Genomic DNA, 13,688 nt, shown 5'->3' on the forward strand with positions numbered 1-13,688 from the left:
CGCGGCGGCGGTCAGCAGATCGCGCCGGGTGAGATCGATAGACGCGCTGAAGGTCGGGGGCATGACAGGCTCCTGCTGCGGATTGCCGCGCGATCATCCCGGTTACGCCTGCGCACGACCATCCCCCCACAGGTATGCAGCGCCACCCATTTGGGTAGGTCGCGCGCGGGGCGACAAGCTGATAGGGTTGGCGATCACGGGGCGTGGGATTGGATTGGGCGTGCAAGCGTGGCATCGGCTGTTAGCGCTGCTCTTGGCCCTGGCCTGTCCCATGTTGCTGGCCGCGCGCGATGCGCCCGCAGGCTTTGACGGCTTCATCCACCGCGCCTGGACCAGCGACGACGGCGTCCCCGACTTCGTCCAGTCGCTGGCGCAGACGCCGGACGGATTTCTGTGGCTCGGCACCTATGAGGGGCTGTTCCGTTTCGATGGCGTCAGCTTCGAGGCTGTGCCGGTGGCCCCCGGCCATCCGCCCGGCGCGATTCCGGTCAGCGCGGTCACGGTCACGCGACGCGGGCAGCTATGGGTCGGCTATGCCGGCGGCGCGGGCGTCGAGGCGATGCGCGACGGGCGGCTGGTGCGGATGCACATGCCCGACCCGCCCGGCGAGGTGACCGGCATCCATGAGGGACAGGATGGCGCGATCTGGGTCGTCGGCGGGCGCGGGCGGCGCGCGCTCAAGCGCTTTGCCAATGGCCGCTGGGAATTGATCGACGCGCGGCGCAGTGTGCCCGACAACGAACATGTCGCAAGCCTGATGGTCGCGCGGGACGGCGTGGTGTGGTTGGCCATGCAGTCGCGGCTGCTGTTCCTGCGTCCGGGTTCGACGCGGTTCGAGGCGACTCCGCTGCGCATCGCGGCGGGCGCGAGCATGGCGCAGGATGCGCGCGGGCGCATCTGGCTGGCCGATCAGGCGGGAACGCGGATGCTGCCCGATTATCCGGCCGGAGCAACGCGCGCCGCCGACCCGCGCGTGTATCCCCCGGTGGCCGATATCCGCTACACATCGCTGCTCGCCGAACCGGGCGGCGCGCTGTGGGGGACAACCTATACCGGTGGGGTTTTTCGAATCGCAACGCCCGCCACCGGGCCGTTGGCGCAGCCCCCGGCTTTTCGCACCGATCACGGGCTGAGTTCCAATCAGGCGATGGCGGTGCTGCGCGACCGGGAAGGCAGCATCTGGGTCGCCACCGAGGCGGGGCTGGACCAGTTCCGTCCGGCCAATCTGGTCGCGCTTGCCAGCCCGCCACGCAGTTCCCCGACCGGCTATCTGACCGCAACCGATGTGGCGGGCATAACCTGGTTCATCGCCCGCGACCGGCTGTATCGCGTCGACCGAGAGGCGGAGCCGGTCGCCGTCGCGGGCGACGTTTCCGGCGCACGGGCGCTGTGCGCCGATCCCGGCGGCGGGCTGTGGGTCGATCGCCCGGGGCGCATGGTTCGCATGCGCGAGGGGCGGACGGTCGACACGCGCGCGCTGCCCGCCGGCGAAGTATTCGGATGCGGGGTCGATGGGCGCGGGCAGCTGTGGGTGGCGCGGTTCGGGCGGGGTGTCGGGATCGCCAGCGCAACCGGCTGGCGGGACGTTCCCGTCCCCGGGCCGGAGCGCCGTCGCCCGCAGGATATCGTGATCGACCGACAGGGGCGCGCGGTCATCATCCTCGATCGCCGCGCGGTGATGCGGGTCGAGGAAGGACGGACGCGCCTATGGTCCAATGCGCAGATCGGGGTCGCCGGCCTGACGGTCGTCTATGACAGCGTCGGCGGGCTGATCATCGGCGGCGGCACCGGCCTTGCGCGGTGGAACAGGCGCGGGTTCGACCGGCTGTCGATCGAGCAGCATCCATGGCTGCGCGGCGTGCGCGGCATCGTCCAGACGTCGGGCGGAATGACCTGGATGGTCAACAATCGCGGCGTGATCCGGATGCGCACCGCCGAACTCGACCGCGCCTTCCGCGCGCCGCGCACGCCGATCGCCCATGCGCTGTTCGACGAGCAGGATGGCTTTGCCAGCCGCACGCAAGGCTCGGACGGGTTGCAGCTCACGCAGGGCGGAGACGGTCGGCTGTGGGTGCTGACGCGCCAGGGGGTCATCCGGATCGACCCGACCAAGCTGGGCCGCAACACCACCCCACCGCTGGTCGCGATCCGCGCGGTGACGGCCAATGGCGTGCGTCATGTCGATCCGGTGACGCTGACGTTGCCAGCCGGGACCAGCCGGTTGGCGATCGATTATAGCGGCCTCAGCCTGGCCGAGCCGGGGCGGGTGCGGTTTCGCATGCGGCTGACAGGGGTGGATGGCGACTGGATCGATCCGGGCGAGCGGCGTCAGGCATTCTACACCAATCTCGGCCCCGGCCGGTACCGGTTCGAGGTGATGGCGGCGAACAATGACGGCGTTTGGAATCCGGTCCCGACCAGCGTCACGCTGACCATCCCGCCTACGTTCATCCAAACCCCACTGTTCGCGCTGATCTGTCTGATTGCAGCGGGTGCGTTGGCGACATTGCTGTTCCGCCTGCGGCTGCGGGCGCTTGCCCGCGGCATCCGCGCGCAGATGGCCGAGCGGATGCGCGAGCGCGAACGTATCGCGCGCGAACTGCACGATACGCTGCTTCAGTCGGTACAGGCGTTGATCCTCCGGCTGCATCTGGTGGCCGAAGAACTGCCCAAACGCGGCGCACCGCGTCGTGCGATCGAGGACGCACTCGACCGCGCGGAAGAGGTGCTGGAGGAAGCGCGCGACCGGGTGCGCGACTTGCGCAAGCCGACCGGCGATTCCGATGCGCTCGACCAGCGGCTGCTGGATATTGTGAGCAAGCAGGGCTTTCCGCCCGACCTGGCGATCCGTGTCGAGAGCGAGGGCCAACCCCGTTACCTCGACCCCCTTGTCTTCGAGGAGGTCGCCAATGTGGCGGGCGAGGCGCTGTTCAACATCCGCAGGCACGCCGGGGCGCGGACGGTGTCGATCCTGGTTGCATGGCGTGCGCATGCGCTGTGCGTCCGCTTTCGCGACGATGGCGTGGGGATCCCGCCGCAGATCCTGCAAAGCGGGCAGCGCGAGGGGCATTTCGGCCTCCCCTCGATGCGCGAACGCGCCCACCGGATCGGCGGCGAGTTGAGCATCACGCCCGCCCCGGGCGGCGGCACCGATGTCATGCTGATCGTCCCGGCATCGATCGCCTATGCGCGTGGAGGTGACGATGAGTGAGGCTGGCTCCATCCGGGTGCTCGTTGTCGATGACCATCCGATGCTGCGCGAGGGGATCGTCGCGGTGATCGAGCGGCAGGCGGACATGACGGTGGTCGGCGAGGCCAGCGACGGCTTGGAGGCAATTGCGCGCTTTTCCGAACTAAACCCCGACGTCACGCTGATGGACCTGCAGATGCCAGGTGCCAGCGGGTTCGCGGCAATCGAGGGCATCCGCGCCCGCGCGCCGCGCGCGCCGATCCTGGTGCTCACCACCTATCCCGGCGACAGCCAGGCGCTGCGCGCGCTCAAGGCCGGGGCGAATGGCTATTTGCTCAAAAGCTGCATCCGCCGCGAATTGATCGACGCGATCCGCGCGGTGCATGCCGGCCGCCGTCCGATCAGCGCCGAGATCGCGCAGGAAATCGCCGCGCACGCGCTCGACGAACGCCTGACCGACCGCGAAGTCGCGATCCTGAAGCTAGTCGCCGAGGGCCATCCCAACAAACAAGTCGCATGGCGGCTGCAGGTGTCGACCGACACGGTCAAGGCGCATCTCAAGAACATCTTCGCCAAGCTCGACGTGAACGACCGGACCCAGGCGGTGATCATCGCGGCGCGACGCGGCTATATCGACCTTTGAAATGGTGTCCCGGAGAGGATTCGAACCTCCGACCTGCAGTTTAGGAAACTGTTGCTCTATCCTGCTGAGCTACCGGGACACTGCGGGCTGGTTAAGAGCAGAGGGCCACGCGGTCAATTGCACTGCTCCGGCGGGATGACCGGGAGCGGCAGGGGCGCGACGGGGACGCCATCTTCGATCAGCGCCTTGGCTTCGGCCAGGCTGGTCTGGCCGTGGATCGGGGCGGCGGCTTCCTCGCCCGCATGCATCGCGCGCGCCTTGTCGGCGAAGGACATGCCGACCCATTGCGAGCCTTCGAGCATTTTGGCCTGAGCCTGTGCGAGTGCGGCCATCAACGCTTTGGGGTCGGGGATCGCCGCTGCGGGCGTGGCGGGCGCGCGGTTGCCCTTGGCGGGGATGTTGGGGGCCATCACCGCCTTGGCGATGTCGGCGTCGCCGCAGATCGGGCAGGTGAGCAGGCCGCGCGCGCGCTGGTCCTCATAATCGGCGCTCGAGCCGAACCATGCCTCGAACACATGGGCGTGGGTGCATTTGAGGTCGAACACGATCATGCGCGGGTGACCGGTGGGATCGGGCGGCGATGCGCGATGGCGGGGACGCGGCTTCGCACTTCGGTGACGCGCGCGGGGTCGATTTCCACGAAGCCGAGGCCGGCTGGTTCGCCCATATCGAGCAGGATTTCGCCCCAGGGGTCGATCGCGAGGCTGTGGCCATAGGTGCTGCGGCCGTCGGCGTGCGTGCCGGTCTGCGCGGCGGCGATGACGTGCACGCCGGCCTCGATCGCGCGGGCGCGCAGGAGCGTGTGCCAATGCGCCGCGCCGGTGGGTCGGGTGAAAGCCGCGGGGACGGCGAGCAGCGTCGCGCCGGCATCGGTCAGCGCGCGGTAGAGATCGGGGAAGCGGATGTCGTAACAGATCGACAGTCCGAGCGGGCCGAGCGGCGTGTCCACCACCACCGCGCGGTCGCCGGGGGCATAGGCGTCGGATTCGCGCCAGCGCTCGCCGGTGGGCAGATCGACGTCAAACAGATGGAGCTTGTCATAGGAGGCGCGGATCGCGCCGTCCGCGTCGATCACGAAGCCGCGATTGACGAAGCGGCCGTCATCGCCGCGCAGGGCGAGCGAGCCGAGCTGAACCCAGATGCCGTGGCGCGCGGCAGCGTCTCGCACGGCGGCGAGGACCGGATCGTCATCTTGCGCCACGATCGACGCCGCGCCGCGCGCACGATCGCGATCGAGCAGGCCCGACATTTCGGGGGTGAACAGCATCGCCGCGCCCTCCCCCGCCGCTGACGCGATGCCATTAACGAGCGTGCGGGCATTGGCCAGCGGATCGATGCCGCTGGTCATTTGAAGGATCGCTGCGCGGGTCACGCGTTGAGCAAAGCGTCCAGCTTGCCCTCACGCTCCAGCGCCATGAGGTCGTCGGAACCGCCGATATGCGCGCCGTCGATGAAGATCTGCGGCACGGTGGTGCGGCCATTGGCGCGCTGAATCATCTCCTGCCGCTTGGGCCCTCCCATGGTGAGGTCGAATTCCTCATAGTCCGCACCCTTGCTATCGAGCAGCGTCTTGGCGCGGTGGCAGTAACCGCAAAATGCCTTGGTGTAGATTTCGATCTTGGCCATGGTCCCGAGTTGTGGATCGCGACCGCGCTTGTCAATCCGCGTCCTCACCGTCGATCACCCGCGCCCAGCACAGGATCGTCACGCTGCGCGCGGCGGCGCGCTTGAGGAGGCGGGCGCAGGCGGTGGTGGTTGCGCCACTGGTGTGGACGTCGTCGACCAGAATGATCGCCTTTCCACGAACGGCTTCCCTGGCTCCGGGAGCGAGCGCGAAGGCTCCCGCAACCGCCTTGGCGCGCCCGCGCGGGCCGAGGCCGCGCAGCACCGGGGTTGCCTTGATTCGGCGGAGCAGGTCGGGCGCGACCGGCACGCCCGATGCAGTGCCGAGCGCGCGGGCGATCAACAGCGCCTGATTGAACCCCCTCCCCCAGATTCGCCAGCGATGCAGCGGCACCGGGATCAGCAGCTCGGCATCTTCGGGCATGAGGCGCGCCATCAACCGCCCTGCGGTGACGGCGAACCCGGTGCGCCCGCCATATTTGAGGCGTAGCGCGAGCGTGCGCGCCGCCGGGCCATAGGCGACCGCGGCGCGCACCCCGTCATGCACCGGGGCATCGGCCAGGCATTCGCCGCACTGCGCATCCGGCCCACGGTCGTGCTCGAACGGCAGGTTGCAGGTCGCGCACCAGGGCGGGGCAATCAGACGCATCCCGCTCCAGCAGGCAGCGCAGAAGCGGTGATCGGCATCGACCACATCGCCACAGCCCGGGCAACGCGGGGGCAGCGCCAGGCCGATCAGGTCGAGCAACATTTGACGTGGCCCCATGCAGCGCTTGTCGCGCGGCGCGCGACGCGGCACAAGCCGCGCCGTGACCCCCGCCGCCACCCCGCCCGAGATTTTCGACCGCACCCGCCGCCGCCTGCGCCGGGATCGCGCCGCACCGGGCTTTGCCGGGTTCGACTTCATCCGCGCATGGATGCTCGACGGGATTGCCGAGCGGCTGGACGCGGTGCGGCGCGAGTTTCGGGATGTGCTGGATTTGGGCAGTTTCGACGGCGCGTTCGTCCCGCCGCCCGGCGCGAACCTCACGCGGATCGACGCCGGGGCGCGTTTTGCAGCGGTATCGGGCGGCGTGCAGGCCGATGAGGACCGGCCGCATTCGCCCGAGGGTGCCTATGACCTCGTCGTTTCGGCGGGGGTGCTCGACAGCGTCAACGACCTGCCCGGCGCGCTGGCGCTTATCCGCCGCTCGCTGCGGCCGGACGGGCTGTTCATGGGCGCGTTTCTGGGTGGGTCGACGCTGGCAACCTTGCGCAGCGTGATGCTGGAGGCGGAGGGCGACCGGCCGGCGGCGCGGGTGCATCCGCAGGTTGATGTCCGCGCAGCGGGCGACCTGCTGGTCCGCGCCGGATTCGCGCTGCCGGTGGCGGATGTTGAGACGCTGGAGGTCCGCTATGCCAGCCTGTTCGATCTGGTGCGCGACCTGCGCGGCATGGGCGCGACCAGCCTGCTGCGCGACCCCGCCCCGCTGACCCGCAGCGCGGTGGCGCGCGCCGCGCAAGCCTTTGCCACACGCGCCGATGGCGAGGGGCGGACCAGCGAGCGGTTCGACGCGATCTTCGTCACCGGCTGGGCCCCCGATCCCAGCCAGCCCAAACCCGCGCGGCGTGGGTCCGCCAGCGCGTCGCTGGCCGACGCGTTGCGGCCCAAGCCCTGATATCTTGACAAAATGGCGCGTTATAGCCATAAACAGCGCGCGGACCGGGCCCCTCTGGCGATCCACTTGATCGCGATGTCGGACCGCATCGGATGACCCCGATGCAGGCTGGGCTTTGTTTGACCGTATCCACCCGCTGACGGCCATCCGATCGATTTCACATCGACAGGAGGCATTATGATGAGTGGCATGTTGTACCGTCTGAGCGTCGTCCACCGGAAGCTGGACGAGGAGATTCGCCGCGAAGCGCGGCGACGCAATCCGGACGGGTTTCGGCTGCTGCGGCTCAAGAAGCTGAAGCTGGCGGTCAAGGACCGTCTGGCCGGCCACTGGAAGCGCACGCTCGTGACCGGGAACTAACCGAACCACCACCGGCGGCCCGGGCCCCTCTGATGCGCACGATGCGCATGATGTCGGGCCGCCATGATGGCGCGCGCAGCGCCTCACCCAACAGGGGCTGATCTACCATGGAATTTCTGATGTTGCTCTGGCTTGGCAAGCCGGTGTGGATGTGGCTCGCCTTCATGGGGCTGGTTGCCGCACTGCTCGCGCTTGACCTCGGCGTCCTGCATCGCAAGTCGCGCGAGATCGGGGTCAAGGAGAGCCTGATGCTCTCCGCTTTCTATATCGTTCTGGGCCTCGCGTTCAGCGGCTTTGTCTGGTGGCAGCTCGGCGAGACGGCGGCGATCAACTACGTCACCGGCTTCGTCGTCGAGAAAAGCCTGGCGATGGACAATGTCTTCGTCATCGCGATGATCTTCACCTATTTCGCGATCCCGCGTCAGTATCAGCACCGGGTGCTGTTCTGGGGCATCCTGGGCGTTATCGTGTTGCGCGCGATCATGATCGCACTGGGCGCAACGATCGTGTCCGAATTCGGCTGGGTGCTTTACCTCTTCGCCGCCTTCCTGATCTTCACGGGAATCAAGATGTGGCGGATGGTCGACACGCCCTATGACGTGGCGAACTCGCCGCTGCTCGGCTGGCTGAAACGGCATATGCGCGTGACAGACGGGCTACGCGGATCGGCCTTCTTCGTTCAGGAACCGGATGCGAAGACGGGAACGATGGTGCGGCACGCGACGCCGTTGTTCCTCGCGCTGGTGATGATCGAGTTCGCCGACCTGGTGTTCGCAGTCGATTCGGTGCCGGCGATCTTTGCGATCACCACCGACCCGTTCATCGTCTACACGTCGAACATCTTTGCGATCCTGGGCCTGCGCGCGCTGTATTTCGCGCTGTCGGCGCTGGTCGACCGGTTCCATTATCTGAAGTACGCGCTTGCCGTGCTGCTGGTGTTCATCGGGTCGAAGATCTTCGTTGCCGATGCGCTGGGGCTCGCCAAGATCCCGCCGGTGGTGTCGCTGGGCATTACCGCGCTGATCCTGACGACGGGCGTGGTCTACTCGCTGTGGCGCACGCGCAATGCGCCGACGCCGAGCCTGACCTAAAGCAGCGCCTCGAGCATGCCGATCAGCGGGATATCCGCTGGCGGCATGGCGAGGGTGCGCAACGCGGGCGGGTCAACCCATTGCAGCGCGGTCGCGTGCCGCGCCTGGGGTTCCCCGCCCCATTTGCGCAGCGTGTAGAGCAGCAGCAGCAAATGCCGGTCGCCCAGCGCTTCGCTGGCGAAGGTCGCGGGGATGAGCGCGGCGGGATCGACCGTGATGCCCAGTTCCTCGTGCAGCTCGCGGCACAGCGCGGCCTCGGGCAGCTCGCCCGGCTCGACCTTGCCGCCGGGAAATTCCCACAGATCGGCCATCGGCTTGCCCGGTGGCCGCTGCTGCACGAGCACGCGTCCGTGATCGTCGACCATGGCCGCCGCCACCACCGTAAGGATACGCCCTCTTGAAATCCCAGCATCCGATTTCAGCATTTCGTTAATCTTGTTTCCGTAGTTTCCCGGTAGCGCCAACATGAAAGGCCGAGGATGCGTGAACGCAAGCCATTGCTGACCCGGCTGTCACGCTGCAACCGCGGCGCGACGGCGGTCGAATATGGGTTCATCCTCGCGCTCATCGTCCTGGTCCTGATCGGGGCACTGACCGAACTGGCCGGCGGCACCACGGGCATGTGGAACAATGTCAGCAACAAGGTCCAGAACCCCGGCTGAATTTTCGTCGATGCGGGCGTGCGTCTAAGGCCTTTATTAACTTCCGTCCCCTAGTTTCGGGCTTGCTGAGACCGGTTTTCGCCGGGGGCAGCCGGGAAAACTGAAGCTTCGAACAGGATGGAGACCGGTATGAACACGATCCGCAAGATTTTTGGCAACAAGAAGGGCGCCACCGCAATCGAGTACGGCCTGATCGCCGCTCTGATCGCCGTCGCTGCAATCGCCGCGATGCAGGGCCTGGGCAACCAGCTCAAGACCACCTTCACCAACGTTTCGTCGAACATGAAGGCGTCGTAAGACCGCTTCGTTTCGAAACGACTGAACAGGGGGCGGTGAGCCAGCGGTTCACCGCCCCTTTTTCGATGCAGGGGGATTTATGGTTAAGCGCCTGTTGGCGACGCTGCGCGACACCCGCGCCGCGACCGCAATCGAATATGGCCTGATCGCCGCGCTGATTGCCGTGGCCGCGATCGCCGCGATGCAGGGCCTGGGCAATCAGCTCAAGAAGACGTTCACCAACGTCTCGTCGAACATGAAAGCGTCGTAATCTCGGCGACCCAACAATAAGGGGCGGCGACCATCGGTCCCGCCCCGTTTTCGTTGGCACCTACAGAGCGGATCAGGCTCGGCCCATCGCCAGAAACTTGGCGCGGCGGGCCTGGCGGAGCGCGGTGGCGCTTTGGCCCGACAGATCCTTGAGTGCGGATTCGATCGCGTCGCCCAGCGCATCGATCGCCTTGGCATGGTCGCGATGCGCGCCGCCCAGCGGCTCGGCGACGATCGTGTCGATCACGCCGAGTTCCTTGAGGTGCTGTGCGGTCACCTTCATCGCCTCGGCGGCGTCGGCGGCCTTGTCGGCGGTGCGCCACAGGATCGACGCGCACCCCTCGGGCGAGATCACCGAATAAACCGCATGCTCCATCATCAGAACGCGGTTGCCCGCGGCAAGCGCGACCGCGCCACCCGAACCGCCCTCGCCCAGGATCGATGCGACCATCGGCACGCCAAGGTTGAGGCACGCTTCGGTCGAGCGGGCGATGGCCTCGGCCTGACCGCGCTCCTCCGCCTCCATGCCGGGGAAGGCGCCGGAGGTGTCGACGAGGGTAATGACCGGAATCCCGAACTTGTCGGCCAGCTCGACGAGGCGGATCGCCTTGCGATAGCCCTCCGGCTTGCCCATGCCGAAATTGTGGCGCAGGCGGCTGGTGGTGTCGTCGCCCTTTTCATGGCCGATCACCATGACGCGCTGGCCGCGGAAGCGACCAAGCCCGCCCTGAATCGCCTGATCGTCGGCGAACGCTCGGTCGCCGCCGAGCGGCATGAAATCCTCGATCAACCGCGCGACATAATGTTTGAAGTGCGGCCGCTCCGGATGGCGCGCGACGAGGGTCTTTTGCCACGGCGTCAGCTTGGCATAGGCATCCTTGAGGAAGCGGTCGGACTTGGCCTGGAGCTTGGCGACTTCGGACTCGATATCCACCTCGCCGCCCGCCGCCGCGTCACGCAATTCGTCGATCCGGGCCTGAAGCTCCGCAATCGGCTTTTCGAATTCAAGAAAACTGGCCATCGCGCGCACCTATGCGCGGTCGCGCTTCGCGTCAACGCGGGGCGTATCGGCGAGCGGGTGGCGTTCGTTGACCAGGGTGACCAGCCGGGCGCTGTCGACATGGGTGTAGATTTCGGTCGTCGCGATGTCGGCATGGCCCAGCATCGTCTGCAATGCGCGCAGATCCGCCCCGCCCTCGAGGAGATGCGTGGCGAAGGCGTGGCGCAGAACGTGCGGGCTGATCCGGTCGGGCGGGATGCCCGCCAGCCCCGCAATCTCGCGGACCATCTGGTACAGGCGGATGCGGCTCAAATGCCCCTTGCCCGAGGGGAACAGCCAGGGCCGCGCCGGATCGACATGCTCGCGCCACGCGGCCACCGCCGCGCGCGCGCGATCGGACAGCGGAACCAGCCGCTCCTTCCCGCCCTTGCCGCGCAGGATCAGATAGGGCTTGTCCGGCTGGACCGCGCCGCGCGGTAGCGACACCAGTTCGCTCGCGCGCAGGCCCGAGCCATAGAGGAGTTCGATCAGCGCGAGCAGGCGCAGGTCGTGCGGGTCGGGGGGAACGCGATCGATCCGAGTCTGGATCGCCGCGAAGATCGCCTCGACATCCGCGTTGGATAGCGTCTTGGGCAGGCCGCGCCCTGTGCCGGGCCGGGGCAGCGCGCTGCCGGGATCGTCGGCGCGGAGCTTTTCGTCGAGGAGGAAGCCATAGAAGCGGCGCAGCGCGGCGGATTTGCGCGCGACGGTGGCGCGGGCGAGGTCGCGCCACTCCTCTGCCAGCCGCTCGATCGCCGCGCGGTCGGCCAGTGCGAGCCCGCCGTCGAGCGCCTGCGACGCCAGCCGCAAATCGGTGCCATAGGCCGCGATGGTGTTGGCCGAAGCCCCCGCCTCAGCCGCCAGCATCTCGAGAAAGCGCTCGATCAGCGCCGGGTCGTCGCCCGGGCGGATCGTCGTCAAAGCCGGGTAATCGCCTCGACGGCGATCATCCGCGCATAGCCGTCGAGCCCGACCTGAGAGAGCGCGCGGGTGATGTGATACAGCGCCTCGGGCGAGATGCCTTCCCATACCCGGCTCTGCATGCCGACCGCAGCGAGCAGGATCACGGTTCCCGGCTGGTTCGCATCCGCCGCCTGCGCGATGGCACGCGTCCAGGCGTTGGCGGCGCCGAATTCGACCCCCGAAGCGCGCATCAGCCGCTCGCCATCGCCAGTCGGGATGCGGCCCATCCCGGCCATCGCGGCGATCAGCATCGCGCCATTGGTCGAGTCGGCGCTGTTCCGATACGCCTCGACATCGCCGACCGCGACCGCGCGGCCGGGTTCGGCGAGGAGCAACATGCCCCAGCCGTCGCTGCCGCGCGGCGCAATCTGCTTCCAGCGCAGCGCGGCGCGGTCGAGGCCGGCACTGAGCATCGATGCGATCAGGCGATCGGCGTCGGCGCTATGTTCGGCCGATGGGGTCAGGCGCGCGGCGGCGCGGGCGGTGAGGATCAACCGGCTATAGGTGGCGCGCGGGCCCTGTGCCTCGTCCCACAGCTGGCGCATCCGCTCGACCCGGTCGGCGGCGGTGGCGGCGGTGAAGGAGGCGCGCAGGTCGCGGGCAACCGCGACTTCGGCGATCGACGGATCTTCCTGCGCCTCGATCTCACCATAGAGGTCGGTCAGCGCCTGACTGGAAAAGATGCCCTGGCTCGCCGCAGCTTCGGCTGCGGCAGCGCGATCGCGCAGGCCCAGCATTGGCGCGGTCGCGCGCCAGTAGCGCAATTGCGGCCCGGCGGTGCCGTAGAGACGCTCGGGAATATCGGTTGCGGACGCCACCGCCAGACCCCAGCGCCACGCGCTGATGCGGTCGACCGGATCCCATTCGATCGTCACCGCGCGGCGGCCCGAAACGCCCATGCCCACCAGCTTTTCGGCAAGCAGCACATCGACCGCATTGCCCATCCGGCGGCGGCTGGCGTCGATCAGCGGTCCTGCCTTGCTGGGATCGCCGTCCAGCCCGGCGCAAATCGCCTCGGCCAGCCGCCAGTTGCGGTCGGGCGCGGCGTCCAGCGCAGGCCTGACCATCGGGCACATGCCACCCGGATCGGCAGTGGCGAGCATCGCCTGCATCGCCACCTGAAACATCTTGGGCGTGTAGTTGGCGATATCGACCGACTGGACCAGCGCGCGGGCGGCGTCCGCCTCACCCATGCGGATCAGCAGCCAGGCTCGCTCGGCCGCGAAATCCGCGCCGTTGAGGCCGCGCGGGGTGTTGACCCGCGACAGCAGCGCGCGGCGCAGCGCGATCGACAGCCAGCGCGATGCGACCGGCGCATCGGTGCGGCGCATCAGCGTCTGGAGGAAACCGCCATCGGCAGTGCCGAATGCAGTGACGGATAGCCCGTCGCTGGCGGGCGAAGATGGGCCGACCTGCGCCAGCGAACGCTTGGCGAAATCGGGAAGTTCGTAGCGCGCGATCGTCGCGTAATCGATCTCGCCCGTCGTTTCGGGCGTAACGCCGCCAGCCGCAGCAGTGGCGTTGCCGATCTCACCCGTTGGCGCGGTCAGCGCATCCGGGCGCGGCGCAGCGGTCGGCCCAGCAGCGGGCGCTCCGGTCGCGGCCGGGGCGGGCGCAGGTGCGGGCGCCGGGGCCGGATCGTCAAACCCCGGGGGCAGCAGCGATTCGGGGCGATCCTGCCCCAGCGCGGGAATTCCCACGCCGGCAGCGACCACCAGAACCGCGGCGAGCGCGGTTTTAGTTCGAGAGATTGTCAAGCGGGACGGCCTTCTCGATGCGCACCGGCTGCTTTTCCGTATCGCGCCCCGCGAGGAAAAACAGCCCTCCGATCAACAGGATAGCGACAATGACGATGATGATGAGCGAACGGGACATCGACCCCCTCAAACCGGTTCTGAACACAGGCGACAGGC

General features: G+C 68.0%; 17 protein-coding genes and 1 tRNA gene. 8 read left to right on the forward strand and 10 right to left on the reverse strand.

Features of this window, described 5'->3' with window-relative positions; translation table 11 throughout:
• Positions 1-271 precede the first annotated feature (271 nt).
• Positions 272-3,211, forward strand: coding sequence for a sensor histidine kinase (locus KYX69_RS12355; RefSeq protein WP_300497729.1), 2,940 nt, complete (start codon positions 272-274; stop codon positions 3,209-3,211).
• Positions 3,204-3,833, forward strand: coding sequence for a response regulator transcription factor (locus KYX69_RS12360; protein ID WP_300497732.1), 630 nt, complete (start codon positions 3,204-3,206; stop codon positions 3,831-3,833). Before KYX69_RS12355 ends, KYX69_RS12360 begins: the two co-directional genes overlap by 8 nt.
• Before the next feature lie 2 nt (positions 3,834-3,835).
• On the opposite strand, the gene KYX69_RS12365 is transcribed toward KYX69_RS12360, so the two are convergent.
• The 5 genes from KYX69_RS12365 to KYX69_RS12385 form a co-directional block, all read right to left on the reverse strand.
• A tRNA-Arg gene (locus tag KYX69_RS12365) sits at positions 3,836-3,912 on the reverse strand.
• A gap of 34 nt (positions 3,913-3,946) precedes the next feature.
• Positions 3,947-4,384, reverse strand: coding sequence for a DUF1178 family protein (locus KYX69_RS12370; RefSeq protein WP_300497735.1), 438 nt, complete (start codon positions 4,382-4,384; stop codon positions 3,947-3,949).
• Positions 4,381-5,205, reverse strand: coding sequence for a carbon-nitrogen hydrolase family protein (locus KYX69_RS12375; protein WP_300497738.1), 825 nt, complete (start codon positions 5,203-5,205; stop codon positions 4,381-4,383). Before KYX69_RS12375 ends, KYX69_RS12370 begins: the two co-directional genes overlap by 4 nt.
• Positions 5,202-5,459 (reverse strand): glutaredoxin 3, encoded by a 258-nt coding sequence (grxC, locus tag KYX69_RS12380; RefSeq protein ID WP_300497741.1) that lies wholly within the window; start codon positions 5,457-5,459, stop codon positions 5,202-5,204. Before grxC ends, KYX69_RS12375 begins: the two co-directional genes overlap by 4 nt.
• A 31-nt stretch (positions 5,460-5,490) precedes the next feature.
• The gene (locus tag KYX69_RS12385; protein ID WP_300497743.1) at positions 5,491-6,222 is read right to left on the reverse strand and encodes a ComF family protein; all 732 of its coding nucleotides are present in this window, start codon (positions 6,220-6,222) and stop codon (positions 5,491-5,493) included.
• Here KYX69_RS12385 and KYX69_RS12390 point away from each other — a divergent pair.
• The 3 genes from KYX69_RS12390 to KYX69_RS12400 all read left to right on the forward strand — a co-directional run bounded on the left by KYX69_RS12390 (position 6,221) and on the right by KYX69_RS12400 (position 8,565).
• Complete coding sequence (locus KYX69_RS12390) at positions 6,221-7,114, forward strand: methyltransferase domain-containing protein (RefSeq protein ID WP_300497744.1); 894 nt, start codon at positions 6,221-6,223, stop codon at positions 7,112-7,114. The genes KYX69_RS12385 and KYX69_RS12390 overlap by 2 nt on opposite strands.
• Before the next feature lie 180 nt (positions 7,115-7,294).
• The gene (locus KYX69_RS12395) at positions 7,295-7,474 is read left to right on the forward strand and encodes a DUF465 domain-containing protein (RefSeq protein WP_300497745.1); all 180 of its coding nucleotides are present in this window, start codon (positions 7,295-7,297) and stop codon (positions 7,472-7,474) included.
• Between the two features lie 107 nt (positions 7,475-7,581).
• A complete protein-coding gene (locus tag KYX69_RS12400) occupies positions 7,582-8,565 on the forward strand; it encodes a TerC family protein (protein ID WP_300497747.1) in 984 nt (327 codons plus the stop codon).
• Here the strand turns inward: KYX69_RS12400 and KYX69_RS12405 are convergent.
• Positions 8,562-8,990 carry a (deoxy)nucleoside triphosphate pyrophosphohydrolase gene (locus tag KYX69_RS12405; RefSeq protein WP_300497750.1) on the reverse strand — a complete coding sequence of 143 codons (429 nt, stop codon included), beginning with the start codon at positions 8,988-8,990 and terminating at the stop codon, positions 8,562-8,564. The two genes, KYX69_RS12400 and KYX69_RS12405, sit on opposite strands and share 4 nt — an antisense overlap.
• Before the next feature lie 54 nt (positions 8,991-9,044).
• Between KYX69_RS12405 and KYX69_RS12410 the strand changes: the two genes are divergently transcribed.
• The 3 genes from KYX69_RS12410 (at position 9,045) to KYX69_RS12420 (ending at position 9,774) form a co-directional block, all read left to right on the forward strand.
• Positions 9,045-9,227, forward strand: a complete 183-nt coding sequence (locus KYX69_RS12410; protein ID WP_300497753.1) for a Flp family type IVb pilin — start codon at positions 9,045-9,047, stop codon at positions 9,225-9,227.
• A gap of 129 nt (positions 9,228-9,356) precedes the next feature.
• Complete coding sequence (locus tag KYX69_RS12415; RefSeq protein WP_066665303.1) at positions 9,357-9,524, forward strand: Flp family type IVb pilin; 168 nt, start codon at positions 9,357-9,359, stop codon at positions 9,522-9,524.
• A gap of 79 nt (positions 9,525-9,603) precedes the next feature.
• Positions 9,604-9,774, forward strand: coding sequence for a Flp family type IVb pilin (locus KYX69_RS12420; protein WP_300497758.1), 171 nt, complete (start codon positions 9,604-9,606; stop codon positions 9,772-9,774).
• Between the two features lie 72 nt (positions 9,775-9,846).
• Here KYX69_RS12420 and KYX69_RS12425 read toward each other — a convergent pair whose 3' ends face one another.
• The 4 genes from KYX69_RS12425 to KYX69_RS12440 are packed head-to-tail and all read right to left on the reverse strand — an operon-like array spanning position 9,847 to position 13,650.
• Positions 9,847-10,794 carry an acetyl-CoA carboxylase carboxyltransferase subunit alpha gene (locus tag KYX69_RS12425; RefSeq protein ID WP_300497761.1) on the reverse strand — a complete coding sequence of 316 codons (948 nt, stop codon included), beginning with the start codon at positions 10,792-10,794 and terminating at the stop codon, positions 9,847-9,849.
• 9 nt (positions 10,795-10,803) lie between these two features.
• On the reverse strand, positions 10,804-11,733 hold the full coding sequence (locus KYX69_RS12430) for a tyrosine recombinase (protein ID WP_300497763.1): 930 nt from the start codon (positions 11,731-11,733) through the stop codon (positions 10,804-10,806).
• Positions 11,730-13,532 carry a hypothetical protein gene (locus KYX69_RS12435; RefSeq protein WP_300497765.1) on the reverse strand — a complete coding sequence of 601 codons (1,803 nt, stop codon included), beginning with the start codon at positions 13,530-13,532 and terminating at the stop codon, positions 11,730-11,732. The genes KYX69_RS12430 and KYX69_RS12435 overlap by 4 nt, the downstream gene beginning before the upstream one ends.
• Positions 13,513-13,650 (reverse strand): hypothetical protein, encoded by a 138-nt coding sequence (locus KYX69_RS12440; protein ID WP_300497768.1) that lies wholly within the window; start codon positions 13,648-13,650, stop codon positions 13,513-13,515. Before KYX69_RS12440 ends, KYX69_RS12435 begins: the two co-directional genes overlap by 20 nt.
• Between the last annotated feature and the right edge of the window lie 38 nt (positions 13,651-13,688).

It is taken from the genome of Sphingomonas sp. (genome assembly GCF_030145815.1).
GTDB lineage: Bacteria > Pseudomonadota > Alphaproteobacteria > Sphingomonadales > Sphingomonadaceae > Sphingomonas.

Excerpts from the sequence above, each read along its gene's own strand:
- KYX69_RS12400 (WP_300497747.1), top strand. The coding sequence starts at position 7,582 with ATGGAATTTCTGATGTTGCTCTGGCTTGGCAAGCCGGTGTGGATGTGG.
- KYX69_RS12440 (WP_300497768.1), bottom strand. The coding sequence starts at position 13,650 with ATGTCCCGTTCGCTCATCATCATCGTCATTGTCGCTATCCTGTTGATC.
- KYX69_RS12420 (WP_300497758.1), top strand. The coding sequence starts at position 9,604 with ATGGTTAAGCGCCTGTTGGCGACGCTGCGCGACACCCGCGCCGCGACC.
- KYX69_RS12405 (WP_300497750.1), bottom strand. The coding sequence starts at position 8,990 with ATGCTGAAATCGGATGCTGGGATTTCAAGAGGGCGTATCCTTACGGTG.
- KYX69_RS12425 (WP_300497761.1), bottom strand. The coding sequence starts at position 10,794 with ATGGCCAGTTTTCTTGAATTCGAAAAGCCGATTGCGGAGCTTCAGGCC.
- KYX69_RS12385 (WP_300497743.1), bottom strand. The coding sequence starts at position 6,222 with ATGGGGCCACGTCAAATGTTGCTCGACCTGATCGGCCTGGCGCTGCCC.
- KYX69_RS12360 (WP_300497732.1), top strand. The coding sequence starts at position 3,204 with ATGAGTGAGGCTGGCTCCATCCGGGTGCTCGTTGTCGATGACCATCCG.
- KYX69_RS12415 (WP_066665303.1), top strand. The coding sequence starts at position 9,357 with ATGAACACGATCCGCAAGATTTTTGGCAACAAGAAGGGCGCCACCGCA.
- KYX69_RS12355 (WP_300497729.1), top strand. The coding sequence starts at position 272 with ATGTTGCTGGCCGCGCGCGATGCGCCCGCAGGCTTTGACGGCTTCATC.
- KYX69_RS12410 (WP_300497753.1), top strand. The coding sequence starts at position 9,045 with ATGCGTGAACGCAAGCCATTGCTGACCCGGCTGTCACGCTGCAACCGC.
- grxC (WP_300497741.1), bottom strand. The coding sequence starts at position 5,459 with ATGGCCAAGATCGAAATCTACACCAAGGCATTTTGCGGTTACTGCCAC.
- KYX69_RS12395 (WP_300497745.1), top strand. The coding sequence starts at position 7,295 with ATGAGTGGCATGTTGTACCGTCTGAGCGTCGTCCACCGGAAGCTGGAC.
- KYX69_RS12390 (WP_300497744.1), top strand. The coding sequence starts at position 6,221 with ATGCAGCGCTTGTCGCGCGGCGCGCGACGCGGCACAAGCCGCGCCGTG.
- KYX69_RS12370 (WP_300497735.1), bottom strand. The coding sequence starts at position 4,384 with ATGATCGTGTTCGACCTCAAATGCACCCACGCCCATGTGTTCGAGGCA.